This window comes from Pseudomonas songnenensis (genome assembly GCF_003696315.1).
In the GTDB taxonomy this organism is placed as follows: domain Bacteria; phylum Pseudomonadota; class Gammaproteobacteria; order Pseudomonadales; family Pseudomonadaceae; genus Stutzerimonas; species Stutzerimonas songnenensis.
Genome location: NZ_RFFN01000001.1, coordinates 523,167 through 538,085, shown reverse-complemented (window position 1 = coordinate 538,085; position 14,919 = coordinate 523,167). Strand labels below are relative to the sequence as shown.

Genomic DNA, 14,919 nt, shown 5'->3' with positions numbered 1-14,919 from the left:
TCGGATTCGGGCACCGCTTCGAGCCCGCCGCCGATGCATCGCTGCATCAGCCGCACAGGCTCCTATCGATTACTTGTCCAGCAGCATGGTGCCGTTCTTGGCGAAGTTGGCGTGCCAGGAGAAAGCTTTTTCCAGCACGTGCGGGGTGTGGCCGCCACGCTGTTTCGCTTCTTCGAGGTAGGCAAGCGCCTGGGCCTTGTAGTCCGGGTGCATGCAGTTCTCGATGATTCGCGCTGCCGCCTCGACGGGGGCCAGCCCACGCAGATCGGCATAGCCCTGCTCGGTGATGATCACGTCGACGTCATGGTTGGTGTGATCCACATGCGTGACGAACGGCACGATGGAGGAGATCTTGCCGTCCTTCGCCGTCGAGGTCGTCACGAAGATGCTGATACGCGCGTTGCGGGCAAAGTCACCCGAGCCGCCGATACCATTCATCATGTGGGTGCCGTTGACGTGCGTGGAGTTCACGTTGCCGTAGATATCGGCTTCCAGCGCGGTATTGAAGGAGATGATGCCCAGGCGACGGATCACTTCCGGATGGTTGGAGATCTCCTGCGGACGGAACACCACCTTGCCCGCGTACTTGGCGAGGTCCGAGGCCAGGTTGTCCACGCGCTTCTTCGACAGGGAGAAGGCGGTGGCGGCGGCGAACTTCACCACGCCGGCGTCGATCAGGTCGAAAACGCCGTCCTGCAGCACTTCGGAAGCGACGGTCAGGTCCTTGAACTCGGAGGTCTTCATGCCGGCCAGCACCGCATTGGCCACCGAGCCCACACCGGACTGCAGCGGAGCCAGACTGTTGGTCAGGCGCCCCAGCTTCACTTCCTCACGCAGGAAGTCCAGCAGGTTGTCGGCGATCTTCTGGGTTTCGGCGTTCGGCTCGAACAGGGGGGAAGGAATGTCCGGCTCGCTGGACAGCACGATGCCGCGCACCTTGGCCGGATCGACCGGAATACCGATCGAGCCGATGCGCTTGCTGACGTTGTAGACCGGGATGTCCTTGCGCGAATCCTCGCCGGCCGGGCCGGGGATGTAGATGTCGTGCATGCCTTCGTACTCGCGCGGAGCAGAAGTGTTCAGCTCGATGATCACGTGCTTGGCGTTCTGCACGAAGATCGGCGAGTTACCGACAGAACCGGTCGGGATGATCTGGCCGTCCTCGGTGATCGCCGCCGCCTCGATGATGGCGTAGTCGACCTGCGGCAGCACGCCCTGGCGCAGCAGCTCGGCGGTGTGGGACAGGTGCTGATCGATGTAGAGCACCTCGCCGGCGTTGATCTTCTTGCGCTGCACCGCGTTGCCCTGATACGGAATGCGCTTGTTGATGATGCCGGCTTCGGCCATCGACTGGTCGGCCGCCGGTCCCATGGACGCGCCGGTGAACAGGTTGACCTTGAATTTCTCGCGCTGGCCGCGCTCGGACAGTGCCTTCGGAAACACCTTCGGCTCCCCGAACAGGGTGAAGCCGCTCATGCCCAGCGTCATGCCGTCCTCGATCCACGACGCGGCCTCTTCTGCCGAGACGACCTTGTCGAGAAACGCTGCGTTGCGGATGTACTTGTTTAGATCGGTTGCCATGAACTCACCTCAGAAACTCATCGAATGCTCGTCCGTGAAGGCTCTGCAAAGAAATTCGCCAGGCCTGACGAGGCAGGGAGACGGCCACTTGATGTCCGGAGACAAAGCGCCCATGTCTTTTGCCGCTCAATATCGGAACCTCAAAAAATCATGCGGCACTTGCAACCCCGTAACGTAGTCGCTGGCCCCATTCTAGGAGCACCAGCACGTTTGGCTGTTATACAAAGGTACTAGCAGGCCGCCGCACAGAAGAGGTCATAGCCGGTATCCGCGCCCAGTGCAACCACGACCGGCCAGCTGCGAGGCGCTCGCCGGCCGCGCCTCTGGCGGTGGAACCGGGGCGCACGGCCTGTCGCCGCGCTCAAAGCGTCGCCCGATCCCTGTCAAATCGGGAAACGAACCGGGCACCGCCCTCACTTCCCCGCGCTGGTCTTCGCCGCCATACTCGCGCCCGCCCGACTGTATTCAACGGTAGCCCAACGGTCGCGGGCAGGGCGATGATCGAAACAGACAGGTAGGCATCATGCAGGCAACCCCCGTGGAAACGAGCACTCGTAGTCGGCTCAAGCAGCTCATCGAGCGGCCAGCCGTTCAGCGCGGCATTCTGCTGCTGATCGTGATCAACGCGGCCATCCTCGGCATGCAGACCTCGCCGTCTCTGGTGGCTAGCTGGGGCGAGCTGCTCAGCGTGCTCGACATGCTGATCCTCGGCGTGTTCGTGGTGGAAATCGCAGCACGCATCTACGTTCATCGCGCGGCGTTCTTCCGTGATCCCTGGAGCCTGTTCGATTTCACCGTGGTCGCCATTGCGCTGGTGCCCGCCAGCGGCCCGTTCAGCGTTCTGCGTGCCCTGCGCGTACTGCGGGTGATGCGCATGGTCACCATGGTGCCGTCGATGCGCCGCGTCGTCGGCGCGCTGCTGTCGGCCATTCCGGGCCTGGGCTCGATTGCCATGGTGCTGGCGCTGGTCTTCTACGTATCCGCGGTGATCGCCACCGGGCTGTTCGGTGCTGAATTCCCCGAGTGGTTCGGCAACCTCGGCCGTTCGGTCTACACCCTCTTCCAGGTGATGACGCTGGAAAGCTGGTCGATGGGCATCGTGCGCCCGCTGATGGACGTGTTCCCCTACGCCTGGGTGTTCTTTATCCCGTTCATCCTGATTGCCACCTTCACCATGCTCAACCTGTTCATCGCCATCATCGTCAACGCGATGCAGACGGTTACCGACGCGGACCACGAAGCCACCCAGGCAACCATCGAGGCGGCACGCGAGCACATCGAGGCGGACCTGCATGAGGAGGTCCGCGCCCTGCGTGGCGAAATAGCCGAACTCAAGGAACTGCTACGCGGGCAGGCTCGCCACTAGCCGCTGCAACCTGCCGCGAATCATAGCTGCGGCGCGCTGCGGGCAAGCAGCGCGTCGATGTCCAGCCCGCGCGGCAAGGTGCCATAGACGCGCCCCTGCCCCTCCAGGCGACTGGCAATGAACGCATCCGAAACGGCCGCGTTGCCGGCTTCGAGCAGCAGCTTGGCCTGCAGCCCGACGGCTACGTCTTCGGTGAGCTGACGGGCGCGGTACTGGATGTCCTCGGTGTCACCGAAGGCCGTCTTCAGTCGCTGAATATGCGCCTTCAGCCGTGCATCACCGTGACCGTCACCGAGTTCGGCGAACAGCACCTCCAGCACGCCGGGTTCCTTGGACAGTGCGCGCAGCACATCCAGGCATTGCACATTGCCGGAGCCCTCCCAGATGGAGTTCACCGGCGCCTCGCGGTACAGCCGCGGCAGGATGGTTTCCTCGACGTAGCCAGCGCCGCCCAGGCATTCGCTGGCCTCGGCGATCATGTTCGGCGCGCGTTTACAGATCCAGTATTTGCCTACGGCGGTGACCAGCCGGGAGAACTTGTCTTCGTGCTCGTCATGGCGATTGTCCTGGGCGCGGCCCATGCGCAGGGTCAGCGCCAGCGCTGCCTCGCTTTCCAGGGCAAGGTCGGCCAGCACGTTCTGCATCAGCGGCTGCTCCAGCAGGAGCCGGCCGCCGACCTGACGGTGCGCGCAGTGGTGCATGGCCTGGGTCAGCGCCTGACGCATCAGCGAGCTGGAGCCGATCATGCAGTCGAAGCGGGTCGAGGAGACCATCTCGATGATGGTCGGCACACCGCGCCCTTCTTCACCGACCATCCAGGCCAGCGCGCCGCGGTACTCGACTTCGCTGGAGGCGTTGGCCCAATTGCCCAGCTTGTTCTTCAGACGCTGGATATAGAACTGGTTGCGCGTGCCGTCCGGGCGATGGCGCGGCAGCAGGAAGCAGGACAGGCCCCTGTCGGTCTGCGCAAGGGTGAGGAAGGCATCGCACATCGGCGCCGAGCAGAACCACTTGTGGCCGATCAGCTCGTAGGCCTGCCCGGGGCCACCGGCACCAACCGGATAGGCGCGGGTGCTGTTGGCGCGCACGTCGGTGCCGCCCTGCTTCTCGGTCATCGCCATGCCGATGGTCACGCCGGCCTTCTGCTCCATCGGCAGGTTACGCGGGTCATATTCGCGGGCGAGGATCTTCGGCAGCCAGCGTTCGGCTAGGTCAGGCTGCAGGCGTAGCGCCGGCACGCTGGCGTAGGTCATGGTCAACGGGCAGCTGCTGCCGGCTTCGGCCTGGTTGTGCAGGTACATCAGCGCCGCACGGGCCACTTGGGCACCGGGCTGCGGATCGCTCCAGGGCAGCGACGGAATGCCGTGCTCGACGGCAGCACGCATCAATTCGTGATAAGCGGGGTGAAACTCCACCAGATCGATGCGATGGCCATAGCGGTCATGACTCTTGAACACCGGCCTGTTCTCGTTGGCGAGAAAGCCGGCCTGCATCAAGGGCCCGCCGGCGAGCGCGCCGTAACGGTCCAGTCGATCTTCCGCCCAGCTGCCGTGGTAGCGCTGTACCCACTGCTGCAATGGCAGGTCGATGCGGTAGAGGTTGGCGCCATCCAGCGGCGGCACCTGATTGGTGACCTCATGGGTTTCGGCGCAGGTCTGCAGGTTCATCTAGCGTCCTCCTTCGATACCGATGCCGCGACGGTGCCAGCAAGCGTAGTCCGCGCTCGCGACGGATCAGCAGTGAACCATGCTGTACGGCGACGGTTGAAGCGAGGTATCGGCCAAAAGGTCCGCGCGTCAGGCAATCGGCGCGGACGGCGCAACGGCAGGCGACGAGTCGGCGGCAGGCCCGTCGGAAGGATTCAGCGCAAAGCGCAGATGGACGCCGAAGCGGCTGCCCAGGCCCGGCCGTGATTGCTGCTCCAGCTGTCCGCCGAGCAGCTCGATCAGGCCACGGCTGATCGCCAGACCGATGCCGAGCCCCCCATACCGCCGGGTCATCGAGCCGTCCACCTGGCGGAACTGGTGGTAGAGGAAGGCCTGATCGGCATCGCTGAAGCCGATGCCGCTGTCGACGACTTCGACGTTCAGCTGCAGCTGGCGCTCTTCGACTGCCCCCGTGAAGCGCAGGTTCACCGCCCCGCGAGCGGTGAACTTGACTGCGTTGTCGAGCAGATGGCAGATGCACTGTTCGAGCTTTTCGGCATCGCCGTAGACACGATCAGGCAGCTGTTCGTCGAAGTCGAGATCGAAGGCTAGCCCTTTTTCAAGGGCCTGGGGGGCGAACTGCTGGTGCAGCCGTGCCGCAGTCTCGCGGAGGCTGAAGCGCCGATCCTGCAGGCGCAGCTTGCCGGCACGCAGCTCGCTGAGCACCAGGATGTTGTTCACCAGGCGCATCATGTCGCGCGCCGATGCGGTGGCGATGTGTTGATACTGCTGCAGCTCTTCTGCCGTTTCGGAGGCGGGCAGCAGCTCCAGCGCGCCCATCACGCCCATCATTGGTGTGCGCAGCTCATGGCTGATGTTGGAGAGAAATTCATCCTTCAGCCGGTTACTCTCGGCCAGCTCACGGTTCAGCTGTTCCAGGTCGGAGCGGGCGCTCTCCAGGATCTTCGCCCGCTCGTCCTTGAGCGCGTTGATGCGGTCGGCCAGCGCCATCGACAGCAGCACGACCTCCAGCGCGGCTCCCAGCTGGCTGGCATACATGGTCAGGAAGTTGTGCGGCAGGTGGCCGAGCACCATCAGGGTATTGATCTGCCCACCGATCAGCAGCGCGCTCCAGGCGATGATGAAGTAGCGCGCCACACGCATGCCGCGCAGCCAGGCGAGGATGCCGGCGGCGAACACTGCCAGGGTGAAGAGCAGCGCCAGCGCGGTGGCCAGACGCAGCGACAGGCCATAGTCAGTGGTCAGCGCCAGGACCATCACCACTACCGAAAAGCCGATGATCAGCCGCAATAGCCGGTCCATCCAGCGGCTGTGCTCGGCGGTGCGCAGGAAGCTGCGGGTGAACAGGCAGCCGAACAGCCCGGTGGCACCGATCAGCAACGGCGTGGCGGCATTGGCCCACCAGGGTCGATCCGGCCAGAGAAACTGCACCCCGGCCCCGTTCACCGAGACCTGGTAGAGGCCGAACGCGGCGATGTAGAGGATGTAGAACAGGTAGCTCTGGTCGCGGATGCTCACATAGATGAACAGGTTGTAGACCAGCATCGCCAGCAGTACGCCGTAGATCATGCCCAGCACATAGATGCGCCCGGGCTGCGCCTCGAGGTAGGCGTGCTGCGACCAGAGGCTCAGCGGCACCTGTATCGATCCCTCGCTCTCCACGCGCAGATAGGCTCGCTGCGATTGGTTGGGCTGCAGCTCGATCTCGAACAGGTAGTTGCCCTGGCGGATTTCGCGACTGGCCCAGGGCTTGGTATCGCCGGTATCCCCGGCCAGACGGTAGCCGCCCCGGCCATCGGCCAGATACAGCTGCAGGCTGTCCAGCGGCGGATAGGCCACTTCCAGCAGCCAGCGTCTCGCCTCCAGCACCGTCTGTGGCCGGTAGTTCAGGTCGACCCGCACCCAATGCACCGAGCGGGAATAGCCGGCATTGAACACGGCGTTCTGGTGAGGCTGAAAGCGGCTTTCGAATGCGGCCGAGGTGATGTCTTCTATGCGCGCTGAGCCGAGCGGGTCCTCGAACACCTGCATGGTCTGGCCCAGCGGCAGGTGGCGGGTGTGCTCGTCGAGCTCGACAGCACTGGCCACGACAGGCAGAAAAGCCAGGAAAAGGAGGAAGACGTACCGCATGGTGCCTCGTGCAGGCCGGGCGACGAATACGAATTCACGCCCGTGAACCCCGCCGCTGCGTCCGAAAATCAAAGTGCCAGCAATCTACCACAGCGCTCCTTGTCGCCGGAAAGGCGAATCGCTCGCGCCTGGATTAGCCGATGGCCGGCGTTCGCAGCGGTGGCGGATCGACGCACAACTGCCGCGTCCCGCCAGGGCGGTTTGGTGATAAGCTCGCACGCCATGAAAAACCCAACTTCACGCCCCGTCGTCCTCTGTCTGTCCGGCCATGACCCCAGTGGTGGCGCCGGCTTGCAGGCGGACATCGAAGCCCTGCTGGCGCAGGCCTGCCACGCCGCGCCGACCGTCACCGCGCTGACCGTGCAGGATACCGTCAACGTCTCCGACTTCCGCGTGCTCGACCGCGAATGGGTGCTGGCCCAGGCCAACGCGGTGATCGCCGACCTGCCCATCGCAGCGGTCAAGCTGGGCATGCTCGGCTCGGTGGAAATGGTCGAGACCGTCCTCGAGATCATGACCCAGCTGCCCGGCGTGCCGCTAGTCTGCGACCCGGTGCTGCGTGCTGGCGGCGGCGGCGCACTGGGCAAGGACGATGTTGGCTATGCCATGCGTGAGCGACTGTTCCCGGTGTCGACCATCGCCACGCCGAACCTGCCGGAAGCCCGCATCCTCGCCGATCTGCCGAACGGCAGTGCCGACGACTGCGCCGAACGCCTGCTGCCGCATATCCGCCACCTTTTGATTACCGGCGGACACGGCGACGAAAGCGAAGTGCATAACCGTCTTTACTGCCGTGATGGTAGCCGCCACGATTTCACCTGCGCGCGCCTGCCGGGCAGCTATCACGGCTCCGGCTGCACACTGGCCAGCGCCCTGGCCGGTCGCCTGGCCCTGGGTGAGGAACTGACCAGCGCGGTCAGGTCGGCACTCGATTACACCTGGCGCACCCTGCGCGATGCCGAGGCGCCCGGTCACGGGCAATACATTCCCCGGCGCCTGCCGCTGGACCTGGCCTGACTGGAGAGCAGCGCATGAAGGAATCGACTCGCCTGCGCGGCCTGTACGCCATCACCGACAGCAAGCTGCTCGCCGACGGTCGTCTGCTGCCGTATGTCGAAGCCGCACTCAAAGGCGGCGCCCGGCTGCTGCAATACCGCGACAAATCCAGCGATGAGGCGCGTCGACTGCGTGAAGCCGATGCGCTGCAGGAGCTCTGCGCCCGCCACGGCGCGCAACTGATCATCAACGACGACGCCGAGCTGGCGGCGCGACTGGGCGTCGGCCTGCACCTGGGCCAGGAAGATGGTTCGCTGGCCGCCGCCCGTGCGCTGCTCGGCCGCCAGGCGATCATCGGCGCCACCTGCCATGCGCAACTGCCGCTGGCCGAACAGGCCGCACGTGACGGCGCCAGCTATGTCGCCTTTGGCCGCTTCTTCCAGTCGCAGACCAAGCCGGGCGCGCCTTCGGCCAATCCCGAACTGCTGCGCGAGGCCCGCGCCCGCATCGGCCTGCCCATCGTCGCTATCGGTGGCATCACGCCGGAAACGGCACCGGGCCTGATCGCCGAGGGCGCGCAGATGATCGCCGTGATTCACGCCCTGTTCGCTGCCGAAAACGCCGCCGAGGTCGAACGCCGCGCCCGAGCGTTCAGCCAGTTGTTCACTACCCCCTGATTCCGCCACGGCTGACCCGCCGCACGGCGGTCAGCCCCTGTTTTGCGAGGCCCGCATGTCCCGTTCCGAAACCCTCTTTGCCAGCGCCCAGACCCACATCCCGGGCGGCGTCAACTCACCCGTACGCGCGTTTCGCAGCGTCGGCGGCACCCCGCTGTTTCTCAAGCACGCCGCCGGCGCCTATGTGATCGACGAGGATGACAAGCGCTACGTCGACTACGTTGGCTCCTGGGGCCCGATGATTCTCGGCCACAGCCATCCCGAGGTTCTGGATGCCGTGCGCCGTCAGCTCGAACACGGGCTGTCCTACGGCGCGCCGACCGCCATGGAAACCGAGATGGCCGAACTGGTCTGCCGTCTGGTGCCATCCATGGAGATGGTGCGCATGGTCAGCTCCGGCACCGAAGCGACCATGAGCGCGATCCGCCTCGCCCGTGGCTATACCGGCCGCGACGCGATCATCAAGTTCGAAGGTTGCTACCACGGCCACTCCGACAGCCTGCTGGTGAAAGCCGGCTCCGGCGCCCTGACCCAGGGCGTGCCGAGTTCGGCCGGCGTGCCGGCGGACTTCGCCAAGCACACCCTGACCCTGGCCTACAACGACCTCGCCGAGGTCGAAGCGACACTGAAGGAAAAGGGTGAGCAGGTCGCCTGTATCATCGTCGAGCCGGTCGCGGGCAACATGAACTGCGTGCCGCCGGCGCCGGGCTTCCTCGAAGGTCTGCGTACCCTGTGCGACGCCCACGGCGTAGTGCTGATCTTCGACGAAGTGATGACCGGGTTCCGCGTCGCACTCGGCGGCGCTCAGGCCTACTACGGCGTGACCCCGGACCTGTCGACCTTCGGCAAGATCATCGGCGGCGGCATGCCGGTCGGCTGCTTCGGCGGCAAGCGCGCCATCATGGAGCGCATCGCCCCGCTCGGCCCGGTCTATCAGGCCGGCACCCTGTCGGGCAATCCGCTGGCCATGGCCGCCGGCCTGACCACCCTTGGCCTGATCAGCCGTCCCGGTTTCCACGACGAGCTGAGCGCCTACACCGCCCGCATGTTGCAGGGCCTGCAGGACCGCGCCGATGCCGCCGGCATCCCGTTCGTTACCACGCAGGTGGGCGGCATGTTCGGTCTGTATTTCAGCGGCGCCGACGACATCGTCACCTTCGCCGACGTCATGGCCAGCGATGCCGACCGCTTCAAGCGCTTCTTCCATCTGATGCTCGAGGGTGGCGTCTACCTGGCGCCGAGCGCGTTCGAGGCCGGCTTCACCTCCATCGCCCATGGCGACACCGAACTTGCAATCACGCTGGAGGCGGCCGAGCGCGCCTTCGCCAAGCTCAAGTGAGCGAGACGATGCAATTGCTGCAAGCAGTACTGCTGCTCCTCGCCGCGGGCACCAGCGCGATATGGATCGGCCGCAGCCGACGCCACTACGGCGACGCGAATCAGCCGGCGCTGTTCAGCGCGATGCTGGGCTTCATCCTCGCAGCGGCGAGCGGCGCCTGCGCCGCGGCGAGCCTGATCGGTTTCGACCTGGAGGAAGCCCATCAGTGGCTGGAGCGCGCCAGCCTGCTGCTCGGCCTGCCACTGATTGCACTCGCGGCGCTGACACTGGCACGACGCTGGATCTGGAGCCGACCGAACTGGGGACGCGTGGTGCTCGGGCTGTGCGTGTTCTTCGAACTGGCACGGCAGCTTGGCTGGAGCGAGCCCTACGCGTTCGGGCTGATGCTGACCAGTGCGCTACTGATCATCTACGCCGGCGCGCTGCAATGGCCAGCGAGCCTGCCGGCCGCTGCCGGAGTAGTTGCTGGCACGCTGCTCCTGGGTTCCGCTCCGTTGCCGGCAGGCATGCTGATGGACAGTCCGCTCAGCGAGCTGCGCCCACTATTGCTGGCCGTCGCCAGCCCGCTTATCGCCGTCTTGCTGGTGCGCATGCCCGGCAGCGCAGGCGAGGACCAGCCGGCAGCCGGATAAAAAGCCGATGGCAGGCGGTTAAAGGCTTTGTAAGCAGACTGCAGCTTATCCATAATGTGACGGCTGGCTCGTTCCAGCCTTTCATTACCGCCCTGCTCCTCGAGGCGCCAGATTTTCATGATCCGCACCGGCCGCATCCTGTCTTTGGGCTGTCTGCTGCTTCTCTCGCCTCTCACGGTCATGGCCGGCGGGAACACTTTGCTGATCCCGGCCACTGCCCGCTGCGCGCTCGACACGCTCCCCGAGGAACTACCGGAAGCCCTGCGCAGTTGCCAGCAGGCTGCCAGCGAAGGCGACGTGCAAGCCGCTTACGAACTGGGCGAGTTTCATTACGACGGTCGCCGCGCACCGCGCGATCTGGCCAAGGCGTTGTACTGGTTCGAACAGGCATCCTTGCGCGGCCATGCGACGGCGCAACACCGGCTCGGCGTGATGTTTTTTCGTGGCGAGGGCGTCAAGGCCAACAATGTTCAGGCCTATATCGTGCTGAAGATGGCCGCGGTCAACGGCGAAGACGAAGCACTGGATACCGCCGACCGGGTTTCCGCGCAGATGCGCCGCGACGAGCTGGAGATTGCCACCCAGGTGCTCGGCCAGATTTTCCGCGACTACCTGATGCAACTGCAGGCCGCCGACGCGCCGCTGATCCCCTGAGCCGTAGAAAACACTGCGGCATCCGTCCGCGCTTTCCCCTGCCCGGCCGTGGGCATATAATCGCCGGTCATTTTTTGCACAACGCCGGCCCGTAACATGACCCGCAAGCTTTTCATCGAAACCCATGGCTGCCAGATGAACGAGTACGACAGCTCGCGCATGGTGGACCTGCTGGGCGAACACCAGGCCTTGGAAATCACCGAGAACCCGGCTGAAGCCGACGTGATCCTCCTCAATACCTGCTCGATTCGCGAAAAGGCCCAGGAAAAGGTCTTCTCGCAACTGGGTCGCTGGCGCGAACTGAAACTGGATAATCCGCAGCTGGTGATCGGCGTTGGCGGCTGCGTCGCCAGTCAGGAAGGCGCGGCCATCCGCGACCGCGCCCCGTACGTCGACGTCGTATTCGGGCCGCAGACCCTGCATCGCCTGCCGGAAATGATCGACGCCGCGCGCACGACCAAGAAGCCGCAGGTGGACATCTCCTTCCCTGAGATCGAGAAATTCGACCGCCTGCCCGAGCCGCGCGTCGATGGCCCCAGCGCGTTCGTCTCGGTCATGGAAGGCTGCAGCAAGTACTGCACCTTCTGCGTGGTGCCCTATACCCGTGGCGAGGAAGTCAGCCGCCCGCTGGCCGACGTGCTGGCGGAAATCGTCCACCTCGCCGAGAACGGCGTGAAGGAAGTCACCCTGCTGGGACAGAACGTCAACGGCTACCGCCACGACGGGCATGATTTTGCCGACCTGCTGCACGCGGTCGCCGCGATCGAAGGCATCGGCCGGATTCGCTACACCACCAGCCACCCGTTGGAGTTCTCCGACGCCATCATCCAGGCACACGCCGACATTCCGCAGCTGGTCAAATACCTTCACCTGCCGGTGCAGGCCGGCTCCGACCGCATCCTCGCGGCGATGAAGCGCAACCACACCGCGCTGGAATACAAGTCGCGCATCCGTCGGTTGCGCGCGGCGGTACCGGATATCCTGATCAGCTCGGATTTCATCGTCGGCTTCCCCGGCGAGACCGACAAGGACTTCGAGCAGACCATGAAGCTGATCGAAGACGTCGGCTTCGATTTCTCCTACTCCTTCGTCTACAGCGCACGCCCCGGCACGCCGGCTGCGGACCTGATCGACGACACACCGGATGACGTGAAGAAGCAGCGGCTGGCTATCCTGCAGCAACGCATCAACCAGCAGGGTTTCGAGAACAGCCGGCGGATGGTGGGCACGACCCAGCGCATCCTTGTCAGCGATTACTCGAAGAAGGACCCGGGCATGCTGCAAGGCCGGACCGAGCACAACCGCATCGTCAATTTCCGCTGCGACAACCCTCGACTGATCGGCCAGTTCGTCGACGTGCACATCGACGATGCGCTGCCGCATTCGCTGCGTGGCAGCCTGCTGTCTTGAGAAACTCGACTGCGGCCCCTATATGGATTGGGGCCGCGACCACCTGCGCTTTCCGCTTTGCGCCCGCGGCGCTATTCTTCCCCCATCATTCCGCCGACCACGGCCACAAATAAAGCCCTTGAACGCACCCATAGAACCGCATCGCTTCACCCTCGAACCCTTTGAAGCCCGTCGCTTCGCCAACCTCTGCGGCCAATTCGATGAGCATCTGCGCCTGATCGAGCAGCGCCTGGAACTGGAAATCCGCAACCGCGGCAATCAGTTCGAGCTGATCGGCCCGGCCGACGTGGCCAAGTCTGCCGAGCAACTGCTGCGCCGGCTGTACCGGGAAACCAAGAACACCGAGCTCTCCCCCGACATGGTGCATCTGTACCTGCAGGAATCCGGGATGGAAGAGCTGGCCAATCCGAACGCGCACCAGGGCGTCGCCCTGCGCACCAAGAAAGGCATGATCCGTCCGCGCGGCGCCAATCAGCAGCGCTACGTCAAAGCCATCCTCGACAACGACATAAACTTCGGCGTCGGCCCGGCCGGTACCGGCAAGACCTACCTGGCAGTCGCCTGCGCGGTGGATGCGCTGGAGCGCGAGCAGGTACGGCGCATCCTGCTGGTACGCCCGGCAGTCGAGGCTGGCGAAAAGCTCGGCTTCCTGCCCGGCGACCTGGCGCAGAAGATCGACCCCTACCTGCGCCCGCTGTACGACGCCCTCTACGAGATGCTCGGCTTCGAGTATGTAGCGCGGCTGATCGAGAAGCAGGTGATCGAGATCGCTCCACTGGCCTACATGCGCGGGCGCACGCTGAACAACAGTTTCATCATCCTCGATGAGAGCCAGAACACCACCCAGGAGCAGATGAAGATGTTCCTCACGCGGATCGGCTTCGGCTCCACCGCGGTGATTACCGGCGACATCACTCAGGTCGACCTGCCCCGCGGCACCAAGAGCGGTCTGGCGCACGTCATCGAGGTACTGAAGGACGTCAACGGCATCAGCTTTACCCACTTCAAGCCCAAGGATGTGGTCCGCCATCCGCTGGTGCAGCGCATCGTCGAGGCCTACGAGTCCTTCGAGGATCGCCAGTCGCCGGGCAGCAAGCGCGCCGCGCAGGATGCCGCCGGTGATTGAGCTTGACCTGCAGTGCGCCAGCACTGGCGCGGCGCCGGCCCTCACTGATCTGCAGCACTGGTGTGAACTGGCGCTACGTCAGCGCAGTGGCGACTCCGAACTGACCATTCGCCTGGTCGACGAGGAGGAAGGCCGCGAGCTCAATCGCACCTGGCGGCAGAAGGATTACGCGACCAACGTGCTGTCGTTCCCGGCCGACGTCCCCGACGAAATGCTGGAGATTCCGCTGCTCGGCGACCTGGTCATCTGTGTGCCGGTGGTCGAGCGCGAGGCGGCGGAACAGGGCAAGGCGCTGACCGCACATTGGGCGCACCTGGTCATTCACGGCTGCCTGCATCTGCTTGGCTACGATCACATCGATGATGACGAAGCCGAGGAGATGGAAGATCTGGAACGTCAGCTGCTGGCCGAACTGGGTCATCCCGACCCCTATGCTGAAGAATCGCCCGCTTCGGGCACTTGCAAGGACTCTTGAGTCAACGACATGAGCGAAGATCGATCGATCAGCGGGCAAAAGACCTGGCTGGAAAGAATCACCCAGGCTTTTGCCCATGAACCCAAGAATCGCCAGGAGCTGCTGGAAGTCCTGCGCGAAGCCCATCAGAACAAGCTGCTCGACAACGAAGCACTGGCCATTGTCGAGGGCGCCATCCAGGTCGCCGACCTGCAGGTACGCGACATCATGGTGCCGCGCTCGCAGGTCATCAGCATCCGGGCCGACCAGTCGCCACGCGAATTCCTGCCAGCCATCATCGCCGCCGCGCATTCGCGCTATCCGGTCGTCGGTGAAAGCCTGGACGAAGTGATCGGCGTGCTGCTGGCCAAGGATCTGCTGCCACTGATCCTCAAGGAGGATCAGCAGAATTTCGACATCAAGGATCTGCTGCGCCCGGCCACGTTCGTGCCCGAATCCAAGCGTCTGAACGTCCTGCTGCGCGAGTTCCGCGCCAATCACAACCACATGGCCATCGTCATTGACGAATACGGCGGCGTGGCCGGCCTGGTGACCATCGAGGATGTGCTGGAGCAGATCGTCGGCGATATCGAGGACGAGCACGACGTCGAGGAAGACAGCTATATCCGCCCGTTGCCCAGCGGCGACTTCCTGGTCAAGGCGCTGACGCCGATCGACAGCTTCAACGAATATTTTGGCAGCGCCTTCCCCGACGACGAATTCGATACCGTTGCCGGCCTGGTGATGAGCACCTTCGGCCACCTGCCCAAGCGCAACGAGGTGACCGAGATCGACGGCTTCCGCGTGCGCGTACTGAACGCCGACAGCCGCCGCGTGCACATGTTGCGTCTGAGCCGCACGGAAAGCGCGTAGAACGCACCGAATAG

At 64.5% G+C, this 14,919-nt stretch carries 13 protein-coding genes; 10 read left to right on the top strand and 3 right to left on the bottom strand.

Translation table 11 applies throughout. The features are described from left to right. Positions 1-69: 69 nt before the first annotated feature. A complete protein-coding gene (locus EA798_RS02440) occupies positions 70-1,581 on the bottom strand; it encodes a succinate CoA transferase (RefSeq protein ID WP_106157490.1) in 1,512 nt (503 codons plus the stop codon). Between the two features lie 523 nt (positions 1,582-2,104). Here EA798_RS02440 and EA798_RS02435 point away from each other — a divergent pair. Beyond that, a complete protein-coding gene (locus EA798_RS02435; RefSeq protein WP_106157489.1) occupies positions 2,105-2,947 on the top strand; it encodes an ion transporter in 843 nt (280 codons plus the stop codon). Between the two features lie 20 nt (positions 2,948-2,967). On the opposite strand, the gene EA798_RS02430 is transcribed toward EA798_RS02435, so the two are convergent. Both EA798_RS02430 and EA798_RS02425 read right to left on the bottom strand, forming a co-directional pair. After that, entirely contained in the window at positions 2,968-4,614 is a 1,647-nt protein-coding gene (locus tag EA798_RS02430) for an acyl-CoA dehydrogenase family protein (protein WP_122097928.1), read from the bottom strand. A gap of 129 nt (positions 4,615-4,743) precedes the next feature. Then, on the bottom strand, positions 4,744-6,744 hold the full coding sequence (locus tag EA798_RS02425; RefSeq protein WP_122097927.1) for a sensor histidine kinase: 2,001 nt from the start codon (positions 6,742-6,744) through the stop codon (positions 4,744-4,746). 222 nt (positions 6,745-6,966) lie between these two features. Between EA798_RS02425 and EA798_RS02420 the strand changes: the two genes are divergently transcribed. The 9 genes from EA798_RS02420 to EA798_RS02380 all read left to right on the top strand — a co-directional run bounded on the left by EA798_RS02420 (position 6,967) and on the right by EA798_RS02380 (position 14,905). Beyond that, positions 6,967-7,761, top strand: a complete 795-nt coding sequence (locus EA798_RS02420; protein ID WP_122097926.1) for a hydroxymethylpyrimidine/phosphomethylpyrimidine kinase — start codon at positions 6,967-6,969, stop codon at positions 7,759-7,761. 14 nt (positions 7,762-7,775) lie between these two features. Next, a complete protein-coding gene (gene thiE / locus EA798_RS02415; RefSeq protein WP_122097925.1) occupies positions 7,776-8,417 on the top strand; it encodes a thiamine phosphate synthase in 642 nt (213 codons plus the stop codon). A 55-nt stretch (positions 8,418-8,472) separates the two neighbouring features. Further along, positions 8,473-9,756: a glutamate-1-semialdehyde 2,1-aminomutase gene (gene hemL / locus EA798_RS02410; RefSeq protein WP_106157484.1), complete on the top strand. Its 1,284-nt coding sequence runs from the start codon at positions 8,473-8,475 to the stop codon at positions 9,754-9,756. A gap of 8 nt (positions 9,757-9,764) precedes the next feature. Beyond that, positions 9,765-10,388 (top strand): hypothetical protein, encoded by a 624-nt coding sequence (locus tag EA798_RS02405; RefSeq protein ID WP_122097924.1) that lies wholly within the window; start codon positions 9,765-9,767, stop codon positions 10,386-10,388. Positions 10,389-10,505: 117 nt separating this feature from the next. Continuing rightward, on the top strand, positions 10,506-11,042 hold the full coding sequence (locus EA798_RS02400) for a tetratricopeptide repeat protein (RefSeq protein WP_106157482.1): 537 nt from the start codon (positions 10,506-10,508) through the stop codon (positions 11,040-11,042). 96 nt (positions 11,043-11,138) lie between these two features. Beyond that, the gene (gene miaB, locus EA798_RS02395; protein WP_106157481.1) at positions 11,139-12,452 is read left to right on the top strand and encodes a tRNA (N6-isopentenyl adenosine(37)-C2)-methylthiotransferase MiaB; all 1,314 of its coding nucleotides are present in this window, start codon (positions 11,139-11,141) and stop codon (positions 12,450-12,452) included. A gap of 118 nt (positions 12,453-12,570) precedes the next feature. Continuing rightward, positions 12,571-13,578 carry a PhoH family protein gene (locus EA798_RS02390; protein ID WP_122097923.1) on the top strand — a complete coding sequence of 336 codons (1,008 nt, stop codon included), beginning with the start codon at positions 12,571-12,573 and terminating at the stop codon, positions 13,576-13,578. Beyond that, on the top strand, positions 13,571-14,053 hold the full coding sequence (gene ybeY, locus EA798_RS02385) for an rRNA maturation RNase YbeY (RefSeq protein ID WP_106158800.1): 483 nt from the start codon (positions 13,571-13,573) through the stop codon (positions 14,051-14,053). Before EA798_RS02390 ends, ybeY begins: the two co-directional genes overlap by 8 nt. Before the next feature lie 9 nt (positions 14,054-14,062). Beyond that, positions 14,063-14,905, top strand: a complete 843-nt coding sequence (locus tag EA798_RS02380; protein WP_015275519.1) for an HlyC/CorC family transporter — start codon at positions 14,063-14,065, stop codon at positions 14,903-14,905. Positions 14,906-14,919: the final 14 nt, after the last annotated feature.